Raw genomic sequence first — 17,756 nt, 5'->3', positions numbered from 1 at the left:
CAATGCTCTGTAAAAATGTAACTTCAAAAAAGGCATCCTCCGGTACATGTTCTGTAGCCGGAAAATACCTTTTCCTTCTCTATAATTTTATCACTCTGCAACAGTATTTTACAATGCTTTTGTTCTCTTACAGTGCATTCTCCAGGTCAGAAAGCATAATGTTAAGTGCTGTGATCCCCCCTTCTGCTGTATACCACACTGCTGGATGTTCCAAATAGATAATCCGTCCATTCTTATATGCATCTGTTCCCATGACAAGTTCATTCTCCACAATTTCTTTCGCGGTCTGTGCCCCGTCTGCACCAATCGCACTATCTCTGTCCATAACAAAAATATAGTCTGGATTCTTCTCCACTACCGTCTCAAAAGATGCTTCATTTCCATGTGTCGATGTGCTCTCTGCCGCAGTAAGATTTTCAAATCCAACCTCTCTTCCAACAATCGAGCAGCGTCCATCATTCCCCATCAAGTTGAAACTTCCGCTTGTCGTCATACCAACTAATGCTGTTTTGCCTTCTGCTGTTTTCTTCAGTGCCTTAATACGTTCGTCAAACCCTTCTGTCTTTTTCGATACTTCATCTTCCAGACCGAACATAGATGCGATGGTCTCCGCGTTTTTTGTCACACTCTTTACAATGCCGAGCTCACTGTCTGTGGAGAGGAATACGACCGGTGCGATTTCACTGAGCGCGTCATAAGAAGATGCCAGACGTCCTCCGATGAAAATCACATCCGGGTCACACTCCATAACAGCCTCAAGATCCGCTTCTTTGATCGTTCCCAGATTTGCTACCTCTTCATTATCCACATAATCAGTAAGATATTCCAGAGAGGTAGAAGCGGAACCTACAACACGGTCTCCCATTCCCAGATTATCGAGAATGTCAAGTGATGCCATATCAAGCACCGCGATTCTCTCCGGATCGTACGGAACTTCCAGATTCACCTCTTCCTTGTTTCCATTAAAGGATTTGATCATCACATTCTCCGGTGTCTGCTCCTTTGTCTGTTCTGTCTCCGCCTTTTTGGAGGTATTGCTTTTCTCCTCCGCCTGTCCGCATGCTGCCAGGCTGACCGCCATCGCTCCCGCAAGTAATACTCCTGTTAATTTTCTCATCGTTTTCTCCTTTTCCTTCCTTTGCTTTCTTTTTATTTTCTGTTTCTTTTACCGTAATTCTCTTTGCCTTAATAATAGATGCACAGTGGTTTCCCTTCGATCCTCAATATTTCAAAATCTACCTGGTAAATCTCTGAGAGCACCTCTTTTGTCACAACTTCCTCGACTGCTCCGTATTTTGCAATTTTCCCATCCTTAAACGCACAGATATAGTCCGAGTAAAAAGATGCATAGTTAATCTCATGCAGTACAAGTATCACAGTCTTTCCGAGATCATCACTTAATTTCCTCACCATTTTCATCAGGTTGGTCGCATGGTAAATATCCAGATTGTTCGTCGGCTCATCGAGAAGCACATATTCGGTATCCTGCGCAATTACCATGGCAATGTATGCCCTCTGTCTCTGTCCTCCTGACAACTCGTCGATGAAACGGTCTTCAAACTCCTTCAGTTCCATATAGGCAACTGCCTGGTCTATGATCTTTTCATCTTCCTCTGTAAGCCTTCCTCCTGTGTGAGGAAACCGCCCAAATGCCACCAGTTCTCTGACAGTGAGTTTCATCTGGATATGGTTGCTCTGAGTCAGAATCGCCAGATGTTTGGATAACTCCTTGCTCTTCCATTTTTCAATGCTTTTTCCTTCTACTTCCACAAGCCCCTCATCTTTTGCGATCAGACGTGAGATCATACTCATAACCGTGGATTTTCCGGCACCATTCGGGCCAATCAGGGCAGTCACTTTCCCTTTCTGTATCTCAAAGGAAACGGAATCCACAACGGTCTTCCCATCATACTGTTTTTTCAACTCATGGATTCTCAAAAATTAACCCTCCTTTTTCCAAGCAGAAGATACAGGAAATAAATCCCGCCCCCTACTGTAATAAATACACTAACCGGAACTGCGTAGACGAACACCTGCTCTACGATCATCTGGCCTCCTGCCAGAACAATCATCCCAAACAGTGCTGATCCCGCGATCAGCTGTGAATGGCGGTACGTCTTCAAAAGCTGTCTGGACAGGTTCGCAATGATCAGTCCCAGAAATGAGATCGGACCTACCATCGCTGTGGCAATCGCAATACAGAGTGCCACTCCAAGTAAAAGTCTTCGAATCGCCCGGTCATAGTCCACCCCGAGATTGACCGCCTGATCTCTTCCGAGTGTCAGAACATCCAGAAGCGCAAGTTCTCTTCGTAGTGCAAATATCAGAACTGCCAGCAGCAGTACCGCAAACACAATAATTTCCGAATTGATATTGCTAAAGCTTGCCACAAGCGACGCAAGCAGACTGTCATATTCGTTCGGATCCATCACTCTGACAAGCGTACTCTGAATACTCCCAAAAAACGATGTCAGTACCGTCCCTATTAAAAGCACATACAAAATGTTATGATTCGTCTTACGGAACAGATAACTGTAAATGACTGTCGCCGCCACTCCCATCAAAACAAGGTCCACCGCAAAAGAAATGTTCCCGTTCACCACAAGGAAACTTCCCGATCCCGCCACAAACACGACCACGGCATGGATCAGTGTATACAGAGAGTTCATTCCCAGAAGACAAGGCGTTACAATCGTATTGTTGATCACAGACTGGAATACAATGGAGGCCCCTCCGATCGCAGCCGCCGTGACAAGCATTGCGATCAGCTTCGGAATCCTTATCTTCATCGCATAGCGGAAAAGCCGCTCATTTGCAAATGACACGTCGGTAAACAGGTATGCAGCGGCAGACACAACCACAAGAAATACCAGCAATGCCAGCTTCCGTCTGTTTTTTCTATGCGCCGCACTGCCCATTGCCAATCCCTCCTTTCCCAAACCGGACTGCTTTTCTTCCGTTCTTCAGACGATACAATAGCAGGATCACGAACAGAACACTTCCTACTGTTCCGATGATCAGCTCAATCGGCAACTCGTACGGCATAATCACAACTCTCCCGATCATATCGCACACCAACACGAATAACGCTCCGAAAAGAGCCGTATCGATCAAAGTACCGCGGATCTTGTCTCCTTTGAACATCGCAACAATGTTCGGTACGATCAGTCCAATATAGGAAACAGAACCAACTACAACAATCACAGAGGCTGTGATCATCGCAGCGATCGTAATTCCCATAAACAGAATAAAATTATACGGAACACCGAGGTTTTTTGAAAAGTCCTTTCCCATTCCCACAATATTGAAATGATTGGCAAACACGAAAGCAAGAATCACCAGCGGCACCGTCATATATACAATCTCATATCTGCCTCTGAGTACCATTGAGAAGTGTCCCACAAGCCAGGTAGAAAGCGCCTGTGTCATCTCATACTTATATGCGATGAAAGTCGTAATGCCTCCGATCACATTTCCAAACATAATTCCTACAAGCGGGACGAGTACCACATCTTTGAACTGAATGTGCTGGATAAACCATACAAAAATCCATGTTCCGAGTATCGCCGCCACAAATGCAAAAGCCGCTCTGCCCCACAGCGAGGAATTCGGCAGAAATACAAGCGCCAGCAGTATCCCAAGCTGGGCAGATGAAATTGTGGCTCCTGTGGACGGAGAGACAAATTTATTCATGCAGAGCTGCTGCATGATCAGTCCCGCCGTACTCAGACCGATTCCAGTACATAAAATTGCAAGCAGTCTCGGCACTCTCGAGATCAGAAACAATTTCACAGTCTCCGGATTTCCTGTCAAAAGCGCTCCGGGATCTGTGTCGATCACGCCGATAAAAAGTGATACGATCGATAAGATCACAAGCGCCACTGCCAGAATGATCGTTGATATATATTTTTTAATAACACCACCTCCAATTAGTTTTATTTTACATATATTAGTTTACACTAACTCATGGGTAAAAAAATATATTCATTTCTTATTCCGTGTCAACTATACACAGTTTTTCTTTTTCCTGCAATACCTTACTTTTTTGTAAGTCCCCACACTGTCTGATCTCATTCTTTCTGACATATTTTTCGGCAAAGCTGTGAGCAGCACGGACCATTTCTTTCACCTCCGCGTATTCTTCCGCCAGATAGTAGCGGATAATGGACGGCTTCTGTTCCTGCTCAACTTCTCTGACCAGTATCTCTGCCTCTTCCAGTTCTCTTAAACTTGTATAAAGTACCTTCTCCGAAATGCCGGAAAGTGCTTTTTTTAATTCGGAAAAACGATTTTCCCCGTGTATGATATGCCACAAAATTCTCATCTTCCATTTTCCTCCCAGTATACGATGTGTAAAGATTAACGGACAGCTGCACGTACTTCTGATGTCTGGCATAAATATCCCCTTTCTAAATCTTTCTGCAAAATTACCTCTGCATTTTATAAGATTTCATCAGATTTTGCAAGCTGTCCACTTTATTTTTATTTCACTCTACTTTTTAAATTCCGTCTTCTTTTTCCCCTGAACCAGCTCAGATCCAATCGCACCTACAACGATAATGACCGCCCCGATCATCTGCAAAATAGTCAGATGCTCATGGAACACAAGGAATCCAACCAATGTCCCTACAACAACTTCCAGTGCAGATAGAATACTCGTCGTCGTCGCCTCTACATACTGAGTAGATTTCACACATGCCACATTCGCCACCATCGTACAGAGGATTCCAATCCCAAACAGATCCCACAAAAGATTGGTCACCGGAGCCGCCGCAAAATGTCCTGCAACTGCACCAAAATCCATTCCAAACAACAGAACCACTGCCGCTCCAAGAAATCCGTAGACAAGCAGTGTATCTCGGTCATAATCTTTCGCGAAAAACTTTGGAAGCAAGATCTGCAACGCGACACCGATTCCATTGACCACTCCCGCAAGAATACCGATCGCATCCAGTTTGATATTTCCTCCTCCGATCAGATTTGCCACAAGTATGGCGCCAATCAGACAGACAAAGATCGTGATAATCTTGCTTTTCTCGAGTTTTTCCCCAAACATAAACCTTCCAAGGATTGCAACCCAGATTGGACTCATAAACATCAGTACTGTCGCAACCCCAACCGGAATTCTCGATACTGCCACACTATAGCTGACAAAGCTGATACTGTAGGCGACTGCCCCATACACGATGCAAATAATAATCCCTTTCAGATTGATTTTAAGCGCTGCCGGCTTTGTAATCAGAAGGAATACAAAATACGCCGCCCCCGCCAGAGCACATCGGAAGAAAGAAATCTCAATATTGGAAAACTGGTATTTCGAGAGATCTCTCACGAAAATCCCCATAATCCCCCACATAACTGCAGTGATCACTGCCAGTGCAATCCCTTTGCTGCGCTTATTCATGACTTGCCTCTCCTTCTCTTACGTTCTCTTTTTGCACTTCTTCTCTGCGATAGACTACTTCATTTTCTTTCAATGTCATAAGCACCTGGATATCCGCGAGTGCTTTCACATCTGTCTCCAGAGGATTCTTATCAAGCACGACAAAGTCCGCATATTTTCCAACAGCGATTGTTCCTTTTTCCTGCTCCTCGTGGTACTGGTATGCCGCATAACTTGTAATCGCTTTGAGCGCATCAAGCACCGGGATTCTCTGATTTTCCCCAATCACCTGACCGGTTCTTGACACACGGTTCACTGCACAAGAAACTGTCCGCATCATATCTGGCGGAACTACCGGTGTATCCTGATGAAATGTAAACTTCATTCCATCCTCAAGCGCATCTTTTACCGGTGAAATCTGGCTTCCCCTCTGCGCTCCAAAATTTTTGATATGAATATCCCCCCAGTAATAAGTATGCGCCACGAAAAAACTCGGAATCATCCCGATTGCTTTCATTCGTCCCAGCTGATCTTTTCTGACAAGCTGCGCATGTACCATCACTGCACGGTTGCTGTCTTTCTCTCCTCTTGCTTCTAATTCTTTCTCAAACTGCGAGATATATTGTTCTGCCGCCGCATCCCCATTACAATGTGCGAGAAGCTGCTGCTTTTTATCCAAAGCGACTGCAATATACTCCCTTAATTTCTCATCGCTGTGGATCGGATACCCACAGTATGTGTCGTCTCCCTCGTAAGGTGTTGTCATCCACGCTGTTCTTCCCTGCGGAGAACCATCCAGGAACACTTTAAAGCCGCCCATTTTAAAATGATCTTTATACTGTCCCGCATATTCCGGCTCCGTCTCCGGCAAATCTGCTGCAGTCATTACATCAGCATAGCCAACGACATCCAGCTTCAGAAGTCCTGCACCCGATGCATACTTTAACAGCTGAAACAACGGCTTTGCAACCATTCCATCCTGTACCGTTGTTACCCCGTAGCTTGCATACATCTTCTGCACTTCCCCGATCAGTCGCATCAACTCCTCCATCGATGTCATCGGAAGCTTTTCCTGGAATGCCAGAAATGCCTTCTCTTCCATGTAACCATCTGGTTCTCTCGTTTCTGCGACTCTTCCGTAACGTCCACCCGGACAGTCCTCTGTCGCTTCTGTAATCCCCTGAACCTCCAGTCCACGGCTGTTTGTCACACCCATATGAGAAGATGCATGGATTAAGAGAACTGGATTCTCACTGCTGATCTGATCTAACACCGTCTTATCCGGATGTCTTCCCTCTGCAAGAAAGTTCTGGTCATAATTACATCCGATGATCCATGCATCCCCCGGCAGATTTCTCTTCTCTTTAAACGCTTTCATCAATTCTATGATCTCTCCGAAATCCTTACAAAGAGACAGATCACACTGTGTCATCGCATTGGCTGCACCGACAAAATGAGAATGTGCATCAATAAATCCCGGCATCAGCACCGCACCGTTCAGATCAATCATCTCATCTGCATCCTCCCGAAGCTTCAACACGTCCCCGGCTGTTCCGACCGCCTTGATCCGCCCATTCTCCACACACACTGCCTCTGCATACAGTGCGTCATCTTCCATGGTCAAAATCGTTCCATTTGTATAAAAACTCTTCATAAATTCTCCTCTTCTTTCATTCTATTTCAATATATTTTTTCTTCTTTCCTCTTCCGACAGCCACAAGTGCGCCTGTTTCGTCCTGCTATGTTCCTCTCTCTAAATCGAACTCTATTATCTGTCAAATTTCATTCATCGTCAAGTGAAAAAAAACTAAACTTTTGAGGACAGATCCATCAAACGGAAGATTGATTCTGCTGTCTTTCTCAAATCCATTTTCGTTGTCGCTTTTAGTTCCTCAAATGACAATGCTCTTCTATTAATCCCAAACATTGCACTGACTCCCATCTCATACAACAGATCTGCATCTTCTGTAACTGCCCCCGCAAGTGCGATCACCGGAACCTGATATTTCTTTGCCCGTTTCGCTACCCCTGAAATTACTTTTCCATAGGAACTCTGTCCATCAATCTTTCCCTCCCCAGTAATTACCATGGATGTATCTTTCAAAACCTCCTCAAATGTGATCGTATCCAGCATAACATCAATTCCACTCATCAGCTTTCCCCCAAGAATCGCTGCAATGCCGGCTCCCATTCCCCCGGCAGCTCCGCCTCCTTCTAATTGCAAAATTTCCTTTCCGGTCACCTCATATATTTTCTCTGCCAAATGTCTCAATCCGTAATCTAATCTGGAAACTTCCTCCGGTTCTACCCCCTTCTGTGGTCCAAATATTGCAGTTGCTCCGTTTGCTCCGCACAAAACGGTACTGACATCACACATAACCAAAATTTCCGTTTCCTTTATTCGTTGGTCAAGCTCTGACAGATCAATTTTTTTAATACAATGTAAAGTATTCCCAACCGGAATAAATTCTTCTCCTCTCTCATTCAAAAATTTAACTCCCAATGCCGCAAGCGCACCAGCACCCCCTTCGTTTGTAGCACTTCCCCCAAGTCCTAATATGATTTTCTTCACTCCTCCCTGAAGCGCATCTAAAATCAACTCTCCAACCCCATAAGTTGTAGCTTCCCCGGCATTTAAGTGTTCCCCTGCCAGAGGAAGTCCTGCCGCTGCTGCCATTTCAATGACTGCTGTTTCTTTTATTTTCCCATAAAAACTTTCCACCTGCTCGCCATAAGGTCCCCTCACCTTGACTTGTTTTTTCTCCCCATCTAAAACAGAGAGGAAAGCATCCACGCTTCCCTCCCCTCCGTCCGCTATTTCCATCCGAACTGTTTCCACATCCGGCCATCTCTTTTTTGCCTCTTCCTCAATAATTCTTCCTGCCTCCTGGCTGCTGATCGTTCCCTTAAAAGAATCTGGGATTATTACAATTTTCTTCATATGATCGCCTCACTACCACATTGCCTTCCTGAACTTATCACGATTCCTACTACTATTTTTATTTTCTACTTTTTTCTTTATTCAGTGGATTCCAGCCTCCCCGCAGATATCGCAGGATAAACAAACTTCCCAGACAGACATTATTAGCGATCATGCATCCCCACACTGCATACAGTCCAAGATGGAATACTTTGACACAGAAGAATGTTCCTAACACTCTCACACACCACATACTGAATAGCGCATAGTAAAACGGCTTTACCGTATCTCCTACCCCATTGAAAATTCCCTCGAGGATAATCAATACACCAAATAGTGGCTCTGATACTGCAACCATACGAAGGACAACCGTTCCAAGTGCAATGACATCACTTTCCTTCGTAAACAGCTGCAAAAGCTGTGGTGCCATGAAAAATAAGAGCGCTCCGGATACAGTCATAATCACAAGAATGATCACGATCAACATCCTTGTCAATTCGTGTAGCCTCTTCTGGTCTTTTGCACCAATGGCATTTCCTGCCAAAGTAGCTGCTGCGGCCTGCATTCCATATCCCGGGATGTAAAACGCCTGTTCTACTGTCAGTGCAATCGAGTGCGCCGCAAAAGCCACTGTTCCAAGTCCTGTCACAAGCGATGCAAACACGACATGACCAAGACAGGTAGCCATGCGTTCCATCGCAACCGGAAATCCAACGCGAATACAAGGTTCCATAATTTCCCGCTCCGGTCGGATTTCACATCCCGCCGGAGATACATATCGGTTTTTATAAAGTACAATCGTCATAAAGATTCCGCCAACTACAAAGGAGACTGCCGTTCCGATTCCGGCTCCGACTGCCCCATATCCGAATCCAAACATCTTCACACTAGCTCCACCGATTTTGATCATTCTTGTATCATAGATAAAAAGGTAATTCAGGACGATATTCACAAGATTCATACAAACATTGACATACATTGGTGTCTTTGTATCTCCCACTGCCCGAAGCAGCGCTCCGAAAATAATGATCGCACTGCGGAAGAGCATCGGAAGGCAGATGATCGCAAAATAGAGGGACGCATCCTTTTTGATCGCCGGATCTACTCCCATCCACGTTGGAAGAATCGGACTGACAGCAAGTGTCAATACCCCAACTCCGATTCCGGTCACCACGGTAACGATCACTGCCTGCACAGATGCCCTCTTCACATTATCAAATGCTTCTGCTCCCATTTCCCTTGAAATAAATGCCATAAATCCAATTCCCATTGCAAACAACGGTCCGTTCACAAGCCATGTGACCGACGTGCTCATCCCGACCGTTGCCGTGGCTTCTGCGCCGATTCTTCCGACCATCGCCGCATCAATATACTGTACAAGTGTCTGCAGCATCTGTTCCAAAAGTGTCGGCCATGCCAGCGCAAGAATCGTCAGAAAAAGTGCTTTGCGATGTCCTGCCAAAGCCTGACTTCCACTATGATTTTCTCTTGATTTTTCTCTCATTTTCATTTCCCTCTCCTTTTTCTCTTTTTATTCCTTCCCCCCGGACATATTCCTTTTGTTATCTGCCTCTTGTTCTTTTAATAACTCCAAGACATCCAGAAGTGTATTGTACTTTTTCCAGACATCCTTCATCGTCTCCTCATCTGGTTGTACAAGATCAGGGATCATAATCGCCCGAAGACCTGCCCCTGATGCAGATTTCACACCCGCCGGTGCATCCTCCAATGCTACCGTCTCCTCCGGCACTGCCTGGATCACTTCACAGGCAGTCCGATAAATTTCCGGATCCGGCTTCGCATTTTTTACCATATCCCCGAAAACACTACCGTCAAAATACGAGTATACTCCTGCTTCTGTCAACAAGTTCACCGCATGTTCTCTTCTCGAAGACGAGGCGACCGCAAGCTTATACCCATTCTCTTTTGCATAGGCAAGCAGCTCTTTCACCCCCGGTTTCATCGCCAGACCTTCAGATGCTACGATTTCTTTAAAAAATGCTCTTGTCAGTTCATTAAACCTATCCATCGGAAAATCTTCCCGGATGGCTGTGCGAAAATATTGTTCTCTTCTCACCACATTAAATCCAATCGTATGATAAATATGTTCTCCCATTTTGGGAATTCCGAGCACCTCTCCTGCTCGGTTCCAGGAACGTTGCACAACGCGCTCTGAGTCAAAGATCAGTCCGTCCATATCAAAAATCAATGCTGTTATCTTCTTCTGTGCCATATGTCTCTCCCTTATTCTCTTCTGTTTTGTCCTTCCAAAAATGGTCAGTATATTCCTTTTCCACACCAACTATATCATATCCAGAAAGTGAATAGCAATATCTCAGCAATTTCCTCAGCAAATAAAAATTGTTCCTGTCCACAACTGGAAACAGGAACAAAAAATCCCTGAGCAGATTTCCGCTTATCGCCTTGTCTGCCCAGGGGGATTTTCCATCCGGCAAAATCGGTCTTCCCTTCTCTGCCGTTACTTTCTTCTATATACGATTCACATTCTTTAAGTCGGCTGCCACGTCTCGCCGATCAAGAATCGAACTCGACCGCTTTCCCTTCTTCATCTTTGAGATAATTAATGACTTCTTCCAACTTGTTGACAGCCTCCTGTTGTTCCTCCCAGTCATTTCCACGCATTTCTTTGTTTACAATGCATTGCTTCACATATTTTAACTGTCTGATCAATTCCTGATTCATACTGACGCCCCCTTCTTGTGCGTATCGGTTTTATTTTCTGTATCTTTCCTATATTTTACTACTTTTTTCTGAAAAATTCCACCTTGTTTTTCTGAATCTTTCTTTAAGATTGTGGACAGGTGCTATCCAGCCGCCCTAAACTATGCATGCTAAATTTTCTTCATCATACGGTACAGAAGAATAGAGGCAACAACTGCTGCCACTGCCTCTGATACTGGAAATGTCAACCACACTCCCGCAACTCCCATCACCTTGATCAGCATCAAAGAACATGGAACAATGATGACCAGCTGTCGTAACAGAGATACGATCAGAGACGCAATTCCTTTTCCCATCGACTCAAACACACCAGCAAATACTGTTCCTAATGTAGATACAATAAATCCAGTTCCAATGATCCGAAGCGCCTGTGCTCCCATCTTCTGCATTTCTTCTGTGGCACTGAACAAAGAAAGAACCGGCTCCGGGAATCCCATAAACAAAATCGTTCCCACTGCCATAATGACCGCTGTCACCAGCACACTAACTTTAATTGTCTCATGAAGCCTCTTCTTAGCCCCTGCTCCATAATTGTAACTGATGATCGGACGCATTCCTTGAATGATTCCATTTGCCGGCATATAGACAAACATCTGAAGTTTAAAATATACTCCAAGTACCGCAACTGCTGTCTGGGAAACAGCTCCTAGAATTCCATTCAAAACACCAATCAGGATAGACGGAAGGGACATCATCACCGTAGATGGAACTGCCACAAGATACAGCTGTCTGACAATCCTTCCCTTCATGCGGAATCCTTTCATATGAATCTGAAGCCCTCCACTGTGTCTACAAAACAAGATGATGGATAACATGCACGCGGAAAACTGTCCAAGAATCGTCGCTGTCGCTGCTCCCCGTACTCCCATCGCCGGGAATCCAAACAGTCCAAAGATCATGATCGGATCAAGGATAATATTCACAATCGCTCCCACCCCCTGCATGATCATCGGTAAAAACATATTTCCTGTCGCCTGAAACATCTTTTCAATTTCAATATGAAAGAGCGATCCAAACGAAAGGCAGATTACAATATAAGAATACTGACAGGACCATTCCAGCACAGTCGGATTATCTGTGAACATCTGCAAAAATGGTTTTGTAAAAAAGATTCCAAGCAAAATAAAAAATATCGAATGAATACCTGTCAGTACAAGCCCATGTGCCGCCGCATCATTTGCCTCCTCACTTTTTTTTGCTCCAAGATTTCTTGCAATCGCTGCATTCGTTGCTACACCAAGTCCTACCGCCACGGCAAGTACTAAATTCTGAAGCGGATAAGCGAGAGAGACTGCTGTAAGCGCCTCCTCTCCCAGCTTAGCTACAAAAATACTGTCTACGATATTGTATAAAGATTGAATCAGCATCGAAATCATCGGTGGAACAGACATCCCCATCAAGAGAGGAAAAATTGCTTTCGTTCCCATTTGATTTTCTGATTGTTTCATTTAACAATTCCTCCTTTATCTTTTCCTTTTTTAGTACACAAAAAGGCTATAAATCTTTTCTGTTTAAATCAGAAACAGAAAAAATTTATAGCCCATCCGGCACTTTATTTTACACCGTAACAGAATAGCACGGTTATTTTCACTTGTCAATTCTATTTTTAGCCTTGCAGCTATCCGCTCTTTTCCCTTACAAGATAAAATTATCCTTTTTCTTCTCCATCCCTCGACTGTTGAAGATTTCTTAGCATCTTCTTTGCTGCCCGTCGAAAAATTTCCAATTCTTCCTCTGTCAGGCCATCTTGCAGCTTAGATTCTACATATCGTATATCCTCATCCACTGCCGCACTTGCCTCCAACCCTTTCGGAAGTACTACTATTTTCTTCAATCTCGCATCATATTCCACCGGAACCCGTTCGATATATCCGTTCTTCTCCATAAGCTGTAAGATACCCGTAGCTGAAGATCTTCTTAAATTAAACTCTTCCTCCAGATCCTTCTGAAAAATCTCCTGTTCTCTTGGCTGTCCCAAAAGATAATGCAACACCCGTCCCTGCACTCCGGTCACACCTGTCTTTGAGGCAGAACTGTCAAATTGTCTCTTGATCTGATTTGACAAAATGCCGATTATTCTGCCAATCGCAATGTCCCGTTCCATATTATCCTCCATTTGTTAGTCCCCTAATTGTTGATTATAAATTGACGCTCCTAGAATGTCAATATACGGCAGCAGGTGTTTTCCGAAAAAGGCAGCAAATACTTTTTAAAAGAGTACAATCACCCAAAGACGAATTGTAAAAATCCACAAAATCTGCTATAATTTTATCAAATTTTGAGAAGGTTTGATATGGAATTACAACATTCATGTAAAGAAGCAATCGCTTCTTGTTTAGATCAGAAAACTTTTGCTGTTTCCCACTTATACAATGATGATAACCGGTTCTACAGCATCGAACCAGGGGATATTTTCTTCATTAATCAGTATGAAAGCCACCATTTAACTTATATTGATGAGAAAGTCCATGAGCGGATTGTTTTATCTATCTTCCCAGACTTTTTAAAACAGCTTTCTTCTGGGCAGACCAACCTGGATAACTGCTTTTCTTCTCGTGATGCTTCCAATCCAAATCTGCACAAGCGCTCTCTGAATGCCGAGGAGCAAAAGCTCTTTCAGTACTTCATTCATAAACTTGTCAGCACAGATGGATTCGGCGCAGATCTTATAGAGAAAGCCACGTTCACAGAATTAATGGTATTTTTGAATAAAATTTTCTCTGACAACAATCTTCCTGTCACATCTTCTGTGCGCTGGACACAGCACCAGCAGGTTGACCGGATTCTGACTTATATCAACCAGCACATTCAGAATCCACTGACAATCGAAGAACTCTCCGAAAATTTCTATCTGAGTCCTTCCTACCTGTGCCGCATTTTCAAATCTGCGACCGGGACAACGATCAACAAATATATTACTGCCAAACGAATCACGATCGCAAAGTCATTGCTTGCTGAAGGAAAATCGGTCAATGAGGCATGTGAGGAATGCGGGTTCAACGATTACAGTAACTTCCTGAAGACATTTACAAAGGCAGTCGGCATCTCACCGAAGAAATACTCGCAGTTTTCTTCTTAATATTCCGAGCGGCTTTAGATACACAGCATCCTGCAAACCCAAATAAAACCGCAACAGAAAAAAAGTTAGCGCAATCCTGAAGGATGTGGTAACTTTTTTGGAATTTTCTTCACTTACAAGTCGTTTCCGTACACTTCAATCTGTGTCAGCGCCGGAAATGGCGATGGATCGTCTGCTTTGATCAGATCGCACAGTTCTATCCAGCTCACTTTCCTTTTTTCAATCATAAATTCATGTGGAAGTATGCTCTTCTTCATCGAAATTTTCTCTGTGCTTCCATCCGAATAACGGATTGTAGCCTGCTCCCACCAACTATCATGCGGAAAATCTGCTCTCGTATAAAGAATGATCCGATCGATCTCCACTTCTCTTCCAAAGTCAATCTTGATCGCCGCATCCTCACGACGATTAATTCCCCACGATTGAAACGGCCACTTCCAATGTCCTTCATTTGCAGTCACTCCGTCAACTACATTGACTGCTGCAAAGACAGCTTCTCCTCTCGTTTCTACATTTGCAGATACATGTGGATAACAAGTTGTACTACATGACTGATTGTTGACATTCAGCGCCAGATTTCGGTAAGTTTTTCTCACTGCTTTCCACTACAATACGATCCCCCTCTTCATAAGTTCGTTCACAGAGAAATGCAATTTCCTGCTCTCCCTCTTTACTTAATATTTCTTGTCCCTCGGCATTTTTTATTGTTACTTTTAACATCTTAATCTTCCTTCAAAATTTCTCTCACACATTCTGCCAGCGTTTCACATTTGCAATTCGCAAAGAAAAGTTCCTCAAATCTTTTCCCCTGCAATGCCCCTCTCACAAGATCACGATCAAGTTCTTTTAAGATTGTAGGCAGATCTTTGTAAGTCACTTTTTTTACTTCATCCAAAATCCTCTTATTTCTCTGTTCCGGAACTGCACGCTCTCTTGGATATCCTTGTCCACTCTCTTCTGCGAATAGTTTTTCAAAGATATACTCCAAATTCAGTTCTCCACCCCATCCAAATCCTTTTGCAAATGGGATTGCAATTGCATTTCCGTCATTGATCTGTGCAAATGTATAAGCATCTAATGCATCTTCTACATGTCCACAAATCACACCTGGAAAAGAATTACATGCAAGCATAGCTCCTTCACCAGTTCCGCATCCGGTGATCACATAGTCCGCCGCCCCTGCATTTAATAAAACTGCTGCAAGAATCCCAACCTGCACATATGTCAACTGACACTCGTCTTCTGCAGAATACATCCCATAATTGTCTACCGAAAACCCTTTTTCGGATGCTACTTTTTCCAACGCATGCAGAATCATCTCATTCTTCTCCCTTACCAATACATATTCCAGACATTTCTTAAACGCATTAATGCTTCCACATAAAAATAGTCTCCCCAGATACAACATTCATCGACTCCAACATGGAATGGAATTGCATATACTCCATGTTTGATAATCCCATTTGAAAGATCTTTCTCCGTTGTATAATTTTCAAACAGTGACTTCACAATTTGAACTGCCGTTTCCTCATATTCTTTCTTTCTTGGATCTAAGACCGGAAGGTGCTTACTTAATTCCAGAAGCCCACATGCAAGAATTCCCGTATGTGCATAGCTGAGCGCAAATCCATAAACGCCCCATGCCTGAATAATCTGAGTCTTTTCACTGTATCGTTCCATAAGATAATCTGCAGCGCGCACCGAGAACTCCAGTGCCTTTTCATTTCCTGTAATTTTATAACCCACAAGTGTGGATAAAGAGTATAAGAATCCAATATCATGTGTATTTAAACCAATGTTCTGATCTAATCTCTCTTGAAATGTGCGGAGCAATGTCTCCAATGCAGAAAGATACTTTTCCTCGTTTGTGTCTTCATACAAAAGCCACAAAATCCCTGTCCAAAATCCTTCTGTCTAATCTTTATTCCCCATTTCTCCATAAATCAGGTTTTCGGAACTTGATGTCGGAAAAACTGTTGAATACTTTGGCAGACTCTCATTCACTTTGCTCTTTACATAGTGCATCGCTTCTGCAAGCCACTCCATATTCTCTTTTTTAATTTCCATAGTTCTTTTCCTCCCTTTGCTGTTTCATCTAACTGTATCGTATCACCTTTCTTTCACATTTTCTTGTGCTTTTTATACAAAATATTGCATTTTTTGAACTATTGAAAAAGGCATTGCCAAATGATCTTCTGATCATCGACAATGCCTCATTTCCAGTCTTTATAAACTTTTAACAGTTCTTACTGCTGTATCGTTTCTGCTTTTTACACTAGTTTGTGTAGTTATCAAAGTATCCTTGCACTAACACAACCGGTGTTCCTTTGTCTCCGGAACCACTTGTAAGGTCACAGAGGGAACCAATCAGATCTGTGAGCTGTCTCGGTGTCGTTCCCTGAGAAGCCATATCTCCGACAAGATTGTCACTCTTTTCTTTGATTCTCTTGGAAATTGCTTCTTTTAAAGCTTCTCCGCTTAAATCTTTGAAATCGTTATCTGCAAGGTATTTTAATTTTACTTCGTTCGGAGTTCCGCGAAGTCCGTCTGTGAATGCCGGAGATACAACCGGATCAGCTAATTCCCAAATTTTTCCCTGAGGATCTTTAAATGCTCCATCTCCGTATACCATTACTTCCACATGTTTTCCTGTCTTGTCTAAGATCTGTTTTTGAATCTCATCTACAAGATCACGGCACTCTCTTGGGAATAACTTGATCATGCCTTCTGTAGACTTGTTAGAGCCTAACAGACCATATCTCTCATTGCATCCGCTTCCATCTACCGGCGCTGTCAGGATGTCGTCCATTCCGCATACACGCTCTGCACCTGCTGCTTTGAGAATACGTTTTGTTCTTGCTCTTGTGTGGATATCACAAGTCATTACATTCTTTGTATAATCTAAGATTGTTCTCGGATTGTTTGCAAAGATAATCTCTACTTCTGCACCTGCTTCTCTGATCAGCTGTCCGTAATATTCTACATAATCTACACCTGTAAATTCATGCTTATTCTCTCCGAACAGTTCTCTGTATTTCTCCAAAGTAAGTACATCGCTGTATGGATTGATTCCTGCTTCATCCAGCTTGTCTAAAGATACAAGCTGATTTCCAACTTCATCACTCGGATAGCTCAGCATAAGAACTACTTTCTTTGCGCCCATCGCAATTCCTTTTAAGCAGATCGCAAAACGGTTTCTGGATAAGATCGGGAAAATAACACCGATTGTCTCACCGCCTAATTTTTCTCTTACATCACTTGCGATTGCCTCAACAGAAGCGTAGTTTCCCTGTGCTCTTGCAACGATTGACTCTGTCAGGGAGATGACGTCTCTGTCTCTTAACTCAAAGCCTTCGCTTGTTGCTGCATCTAATACACTTTCTACTACAATATTTGCGAGGTTGTCGCCTTCTCTGATGATCGGGCAGCGGATTCCTCTTGATATAGTACCTACTTTACGTTCCATCTTTTGCACTCTCCAAATCTATTTCTTTAATTTACTTGCTTCCTGCACAGGATGTCAGAATCATAAATCCGGCATCTCTGCATATTGCAACAGTATTATAATATAAAACAAAGAGAATGTAAAAGATTTTCTTCTACATTCCTATGTTTTTTTATTTTTTCCTGCT

The 17,756-nt window shown here is 43.4% G+C and carries 21 protein-coding genes; 1 reads left to right on the top strand and 20 read right to left on the bottom strand.

Translation table 11 applies throughout. From position 1 onward, the window contains the following. Positions 1–127 precede the first annotated feature (127 nt). The 14 genes from ACESPO_RS05350 to ACESPO_RS05285 all read right to left on the bottom strand — a co-directional run bounded on the left by ACESPO_RS05350 (position 128) and on the right by ACESPO_RS05285 (position 13,149). Positions 128–1,117, bottom strand: coding sequence for a siderophore ABC transporter substrate-binding protein (locus ACESPO_RS05350; protein ID WP_270196324.1), 990 nt, complete (start codon positions 1,115–1,117; stop codon positions 128–130). A gap of 68 nt (positions 1,118–1,185) precedes the next feature. Beyond that, entirely contained in the window at positions 1,186–1,938 is a 753-nt protein-coding gene (locus ACESPO_RS05345) for an iron ABC transporter ATP-binding protein (protein WP_009263133.1), read from the bottom strand. After that, the gene (locus tag ACESPO_RS05340) at positions 1,935–2,918 is read right to left on the bottom strand and encodes an iron chelate uptake ABC transporter family permease subunit (RefSeq protein WP_499788560.1); all 984 of its coding nucleotides are present in this window, start codon (positions 2,916–2,918) and stop codon (positions 1,935–1,937) included. Before ACESPO_RS05340 ends, ACESPO_RS05345 begins: the two co-directional genes overlap by 4 nt. After that, positions 2,899–3,873 carry an ABC transporter permease gene (locus ACESPO_RS05335; protein WP_499788559.1) on the bottom strand — a complete coding sequence of 325 codons (975 nt, stop codon included), beginning with the start codon at positions 3,871–3,873 and terminating at the stop codon, positions 2,899–2,901. Before ACESPO_RS05335 ends, ACESPO_RS05340 begins: the two co-directional genes overlap by 20 nt. A 118-nt stretch (positions 3,874–3,991) precedes the next feature. Beyond that, a complete protein-coding gene (locus tag ACESPO_RS05330; protein WP_270196321.1) occupies positions 3,992–4,396 on the bottom strand; it encodes a winged helix-turn-helix transcriptional regulator in 405 nt (134 codons plus the stop codon). A 96-nt stretch (positions 4,397–4,492) separates the two neighbouring features. Then, positions 4,493–5,404 carry a DMT family transporter gene (locus ACESPO_RS05325; protein WP_016439686.1) on the bottom strand — a complete coding sequence of 304 codons (912 nt, stop codon included), beginning with the start codon at positions 5,402–5,404 and terminating at the stop codon, positions 4,493–4,495. Next, positions 5,397–7,037, bottom strand: a complete 1,641-nt coding sequence (locus ACESPO_RS05320) for an amidohydrolase (protein ID WP_016439685.1) — start codon at positions 7,035–7,037, stop codon at positions 5,397–5,399. Before ACESPO_RS05320 ends, ACESPO_RS05325 begins: the two co-directional genes overlap by 8 nt. A gap of 153 nt (positions 7,038–7,190) precedes the next feature. Continuing rightward, positions 7,191–8,324 carry a glycerate kinase family protein gene (locus tag ACESPO_RS05315; RefSeq protein WP_016439684.1) on the bottom strand — a complete coding sequence of 378 codons (1,134 nt, stop codon included), beginning with the start codon at positions 8,322–8,324 and terminating at the stop codon, positions 7,191–7,193. A gap of 58 nt (positions 8,325–8,382) precedes the next feature. Continuing rightward, positions 8,383–9,813, bottom strand: a complete 1,431-nt coding sequence (locus ACESPO_RS05310) for an MATE family efflux transporter (protein ID WP_320619454.1) — start codon at positions 9,811–9,813, stop codon at positions 8,383–8,385. A gap of 21 nt (positions 9,814–9,834) precedes the next feature. Next, positions 9,835–10,536 carry an HAD family hydrolase gene (locus ACESPO_RS05305; protein ID WP_008976756.1) on the bottom strand — a complete coding sequence of 234 codons (702 nt, stop codon included), beginning with the start codon at positions 10,534–10,536 and terminating at the stop codon, positions 9,835–9,837. Continuing rightward, positions 10,502–10,759, bottom strand: a complete 258-nt coding sequence (locus ACESPO_RS05300) for a hypothetical protein (protein ID WP_120092170.1) — start codon at positions 10,757–10,759, stop codon at positions 10,502–10,504. Before ACESPO_RS05300 ends, ACESPO_RS05305 begins: the two co-directional genes overlap by 35 nt. Before the next feature lie 79 nt (positions 10,760–10,838). After that, positions 10,839–11,006, bottom strand: a complete 168-nt coding sequence (locus ACESPO_RS05295; RefSeq protein ID WP_008976757.1) for a hypothetical protein — start codon at positions 11,004–11,006, stop codon at positions 10,839–10,841. 149 nt (positions 11,007–11,155) lie between these two features. Next, the gene (locus ACESPO_RS05290; protein ID WP_120092173.1) at positions 11,156–12,493 is read right to left on the bottom strand and encodes an MATE family efflux transporter; all 1,338 of its coding nucleotides are present in this window, start codon (positions 12,491–12,493) and stop codon (positions 11,156–11,158) included. Positions 12,494–12,693: 200 nt separating this feature from the next. After that, on the bottom strand, positions 12,694–13,149 hold the full coding sequence (locus tag ACESPO_RS05285; RefSeq protein ID WP_009263142.1) for a MarR family winged helix-turn-helix transcriptional regulator: 456 nt from the start codon (positions 13,147–13,149) through the stop codon (positions 12,694–12,696). A gap of 189 nt (positions 13,150–13,338) precedes the next feature. Between ACESPO_RS05285 and ACESPO_RS05280 the strand changes: the two genes are divergently transcribed. After that, complete coding sequence (locus ACESPO_RS05280) at positions 13,339–14,124, top strand: AraC family transcriptional regulator (protein ID WP_320619455.1); 786 nt, start codon at positions 13,339–13,341, stop codon at positions 14,122–14,124. A 113-nt stretch (positions 14,125–14,237) separates the two neighbouring features. Here the strand turns inward: ACESPO_RS05280 and ACESPO_RS05275 are convergent, their stop codons facing one another. The 6 genes from ACESPO_RS05275 to ACESPO_RS05250 form a co-directional block, all read right to left on the bottom strand. After that, the gene (locus tag ACESPO_RS05275; RefSeq protein ID WP_320619456.1) at positions 14,238–14,720 is read right to left on the bottom strand and encodes a hypothetical protein; all 483 of its coding nucleotides are present in this window, start codon (positions 14,718–14,720) and stop codon (positions 14,238–14,240) included. After that, complete coding sequence (locus ACESPO_RS05270) at positions 14,668–14,844, bottom strand: hypothetical protein (RefSeq protein WP_320619457.1); 177 nt, start codon at positions 14,842–14,844, stop codon at positions 14,668–14,670. Before ACESPO_RS05270 ends, ACESPO_RS05275 begins: the two co-directional genes overlap by 53 nt. Position 14,845: 1 nt before the next feature. After that, complete coding sequence (locus ACESPO_RS05265; RefSeq protein WP_320619458.1) at positions 14,846–15,442, bottom strand: RpiB/LacA/LacB family sugar-phosphate isomerase; 597 nt, start codon at positions 15,440–15,442, stop codon at positions 14,846–14,848. Positions 15,443–15,456: 14 nt separating this feature from the next. Beyond that, positions 15,457–16,005 (bottom strand): hypothetical protein, encoded by a 549-nt coding sequence (locus ACESPO_RS05260; RefSeq protein WP_320619459.1) that lies wholly within the window; start codon positions 16,003–16,005, stop codon positions 15,457–15,459. Between the two features lie 33 nt (positions 16,006–16,038). Continuing rightward, positions 16,039–16,191, bottom strand: a complete 153-nt coding sequence (locus tag ACESPO_RS05255; protein WP_320619460.1) for a hypothetical protein — start codon at positions 16,189–16,191, stop codon at positions 16,039–16,041. A gap of 208 nt (positions 16,192–16,399) precedes the next feature. Beyond that, positions 16,400–17,590 (bottom strand): coenzyme F420-0:L-glutamate ligase, encoded by a 1,191-nt coding sequence (locus tag ACESPO_RS05250; protein WP_008976766.1) that lies wholly within the window; start codon positions 17,588–17,590, stop codon positions 16,400–16,402. Between the last annotated feature and the right edge of the window lie 166 nt (positions 17,591–17,756).

Source organism: Coprococcus sp. HPP0074, assembly GCF_964238105.1.
GTDB classification, from domain to species: domain Bacteria; phylum Bacillota; class Clostridia; order Lachnospirales; family Lachnospiraceae; genus Faecalimonas; species Faecalimonas umbilicata.
The sequence above is the reverse complement of the archived record's forward strand: the minus strand, read 5'-3'. Positions and strand labels throughout refer to the sequence as shown.

Bases quoted from the DNA above. Each gene is read 5' to 3' on its own strand.
- ACESPO_RS05350 (WP_270196324.1), bottom strand. From the start codon at position 1,117: ATGAGAAAATTAACAGGAGTATTACTTGCGGGAGCGATGGCGGTCAGC.
- ACESPO_RS05340 (WP_499788560.1), bottom strand. From the start codon at position 2,918: ATGGGCAGTGCGGCGCATAGAAAAAACAGACGGAAGCTGGCATTGCTG.
- ACESPO_RS05330 (WP_270196321.1), bottom strand. From the start codon at position 4,396: ATGCCAGACATCAGAAGTACGTGCAGCTGTCCGTTAATCTTTACACAT.
- ACESPO_RS05325 (WP_016439686.1), bottom strand. From the start codon at position 5,404: ATGAATAAGCGCAGCAAAGGGATTGCACTGGCAGTGATCACTGCAGTT.
- ACESPO_RS05320 (WP_016439685.1), bottom strand. From the start codon at position 7,037: ATGAAGAGTTTTTATACAAATGGAACGATTTTGACCATGGAAGATGAC.
- ACESPO_RS05315 (WP_016439684.1), bottom strand. From the start codon at position 8,324: ATGAAGAAAATTGTAATAATCCCAGATTCTTTTAAGGGAACGATCAGC.
- ACESPO_RS05310 (WP_320619454.1), bottom strand. From the start codon at position 9,813: ATGAAAATGAGAGAAAAATCAAGAGAAAATCATAGTGGAAGTCAGGCT.
- ACESPO_RS05305 (WP_008976756.1), bottom strand. From the start codon at position 10,536: ATGGCACAGAAGAAGATAACAGCATTGATTTTTGATATGGACGGACTG.
- ACESPO_RS05295 (WP_008976757.1), bottom strand. From the start codon at position 11,006: ATGAATCAGGAATTGATCAGACAGTTAAAATATGTGAAGCAATGCATT.
- ACESPO_RS05290 (WP_120092173.1), bottom strand. From the start codon at position 12,493: ATGAAACAATCAGAAAATCAAATGGGAACGAAAGCAATTTTTCCTCTC.
- ACESPO_RS05285 (WP_009263142.1), bottom strand. From the start codon at position 13,149: ATGGAACGGGACATTGCGATTGGCAGAATAATCGGCATTTTGTCAAAT.
- ACESPO_RS05280 (WP_320619455.1), top strand. From the start codon at position 13,339: ATGGAATTACAACATTCATGTAAAGAAGCAATCGCTTCTTGTTTAGAT.
- ACESPO_RS05270 (WP_320619457.1), bottom strand. From the start codon at position 14,844: ATGTTAAAAGTAACAATAAAAAATGCCGAGGGACAAGAAATATTAAGT.
- ACESPO_RS05265 (WP_320619458.1), bottom strand. From the start codon at position 15,442: ATGATTCTGCATGCGTTGGAAAAAGTAGCATCCGAAAAAGGGTTTTCG.
- ACESPO_RS05255 (WP_320619460.1), bottom strand. From the start codon at position 16,191: ATGGAAATTAAAAAAGAGAATATGGAGTGGCTTGCAGAAGCGATGCAC.
- ACESPO_RS05250 (WP_008976766.1), bottom strand. From the start codon at position 17,590: ATGGAACGTAAAGTAGGTACTATATCAAGAGGAATCCGCTGCCCGATC.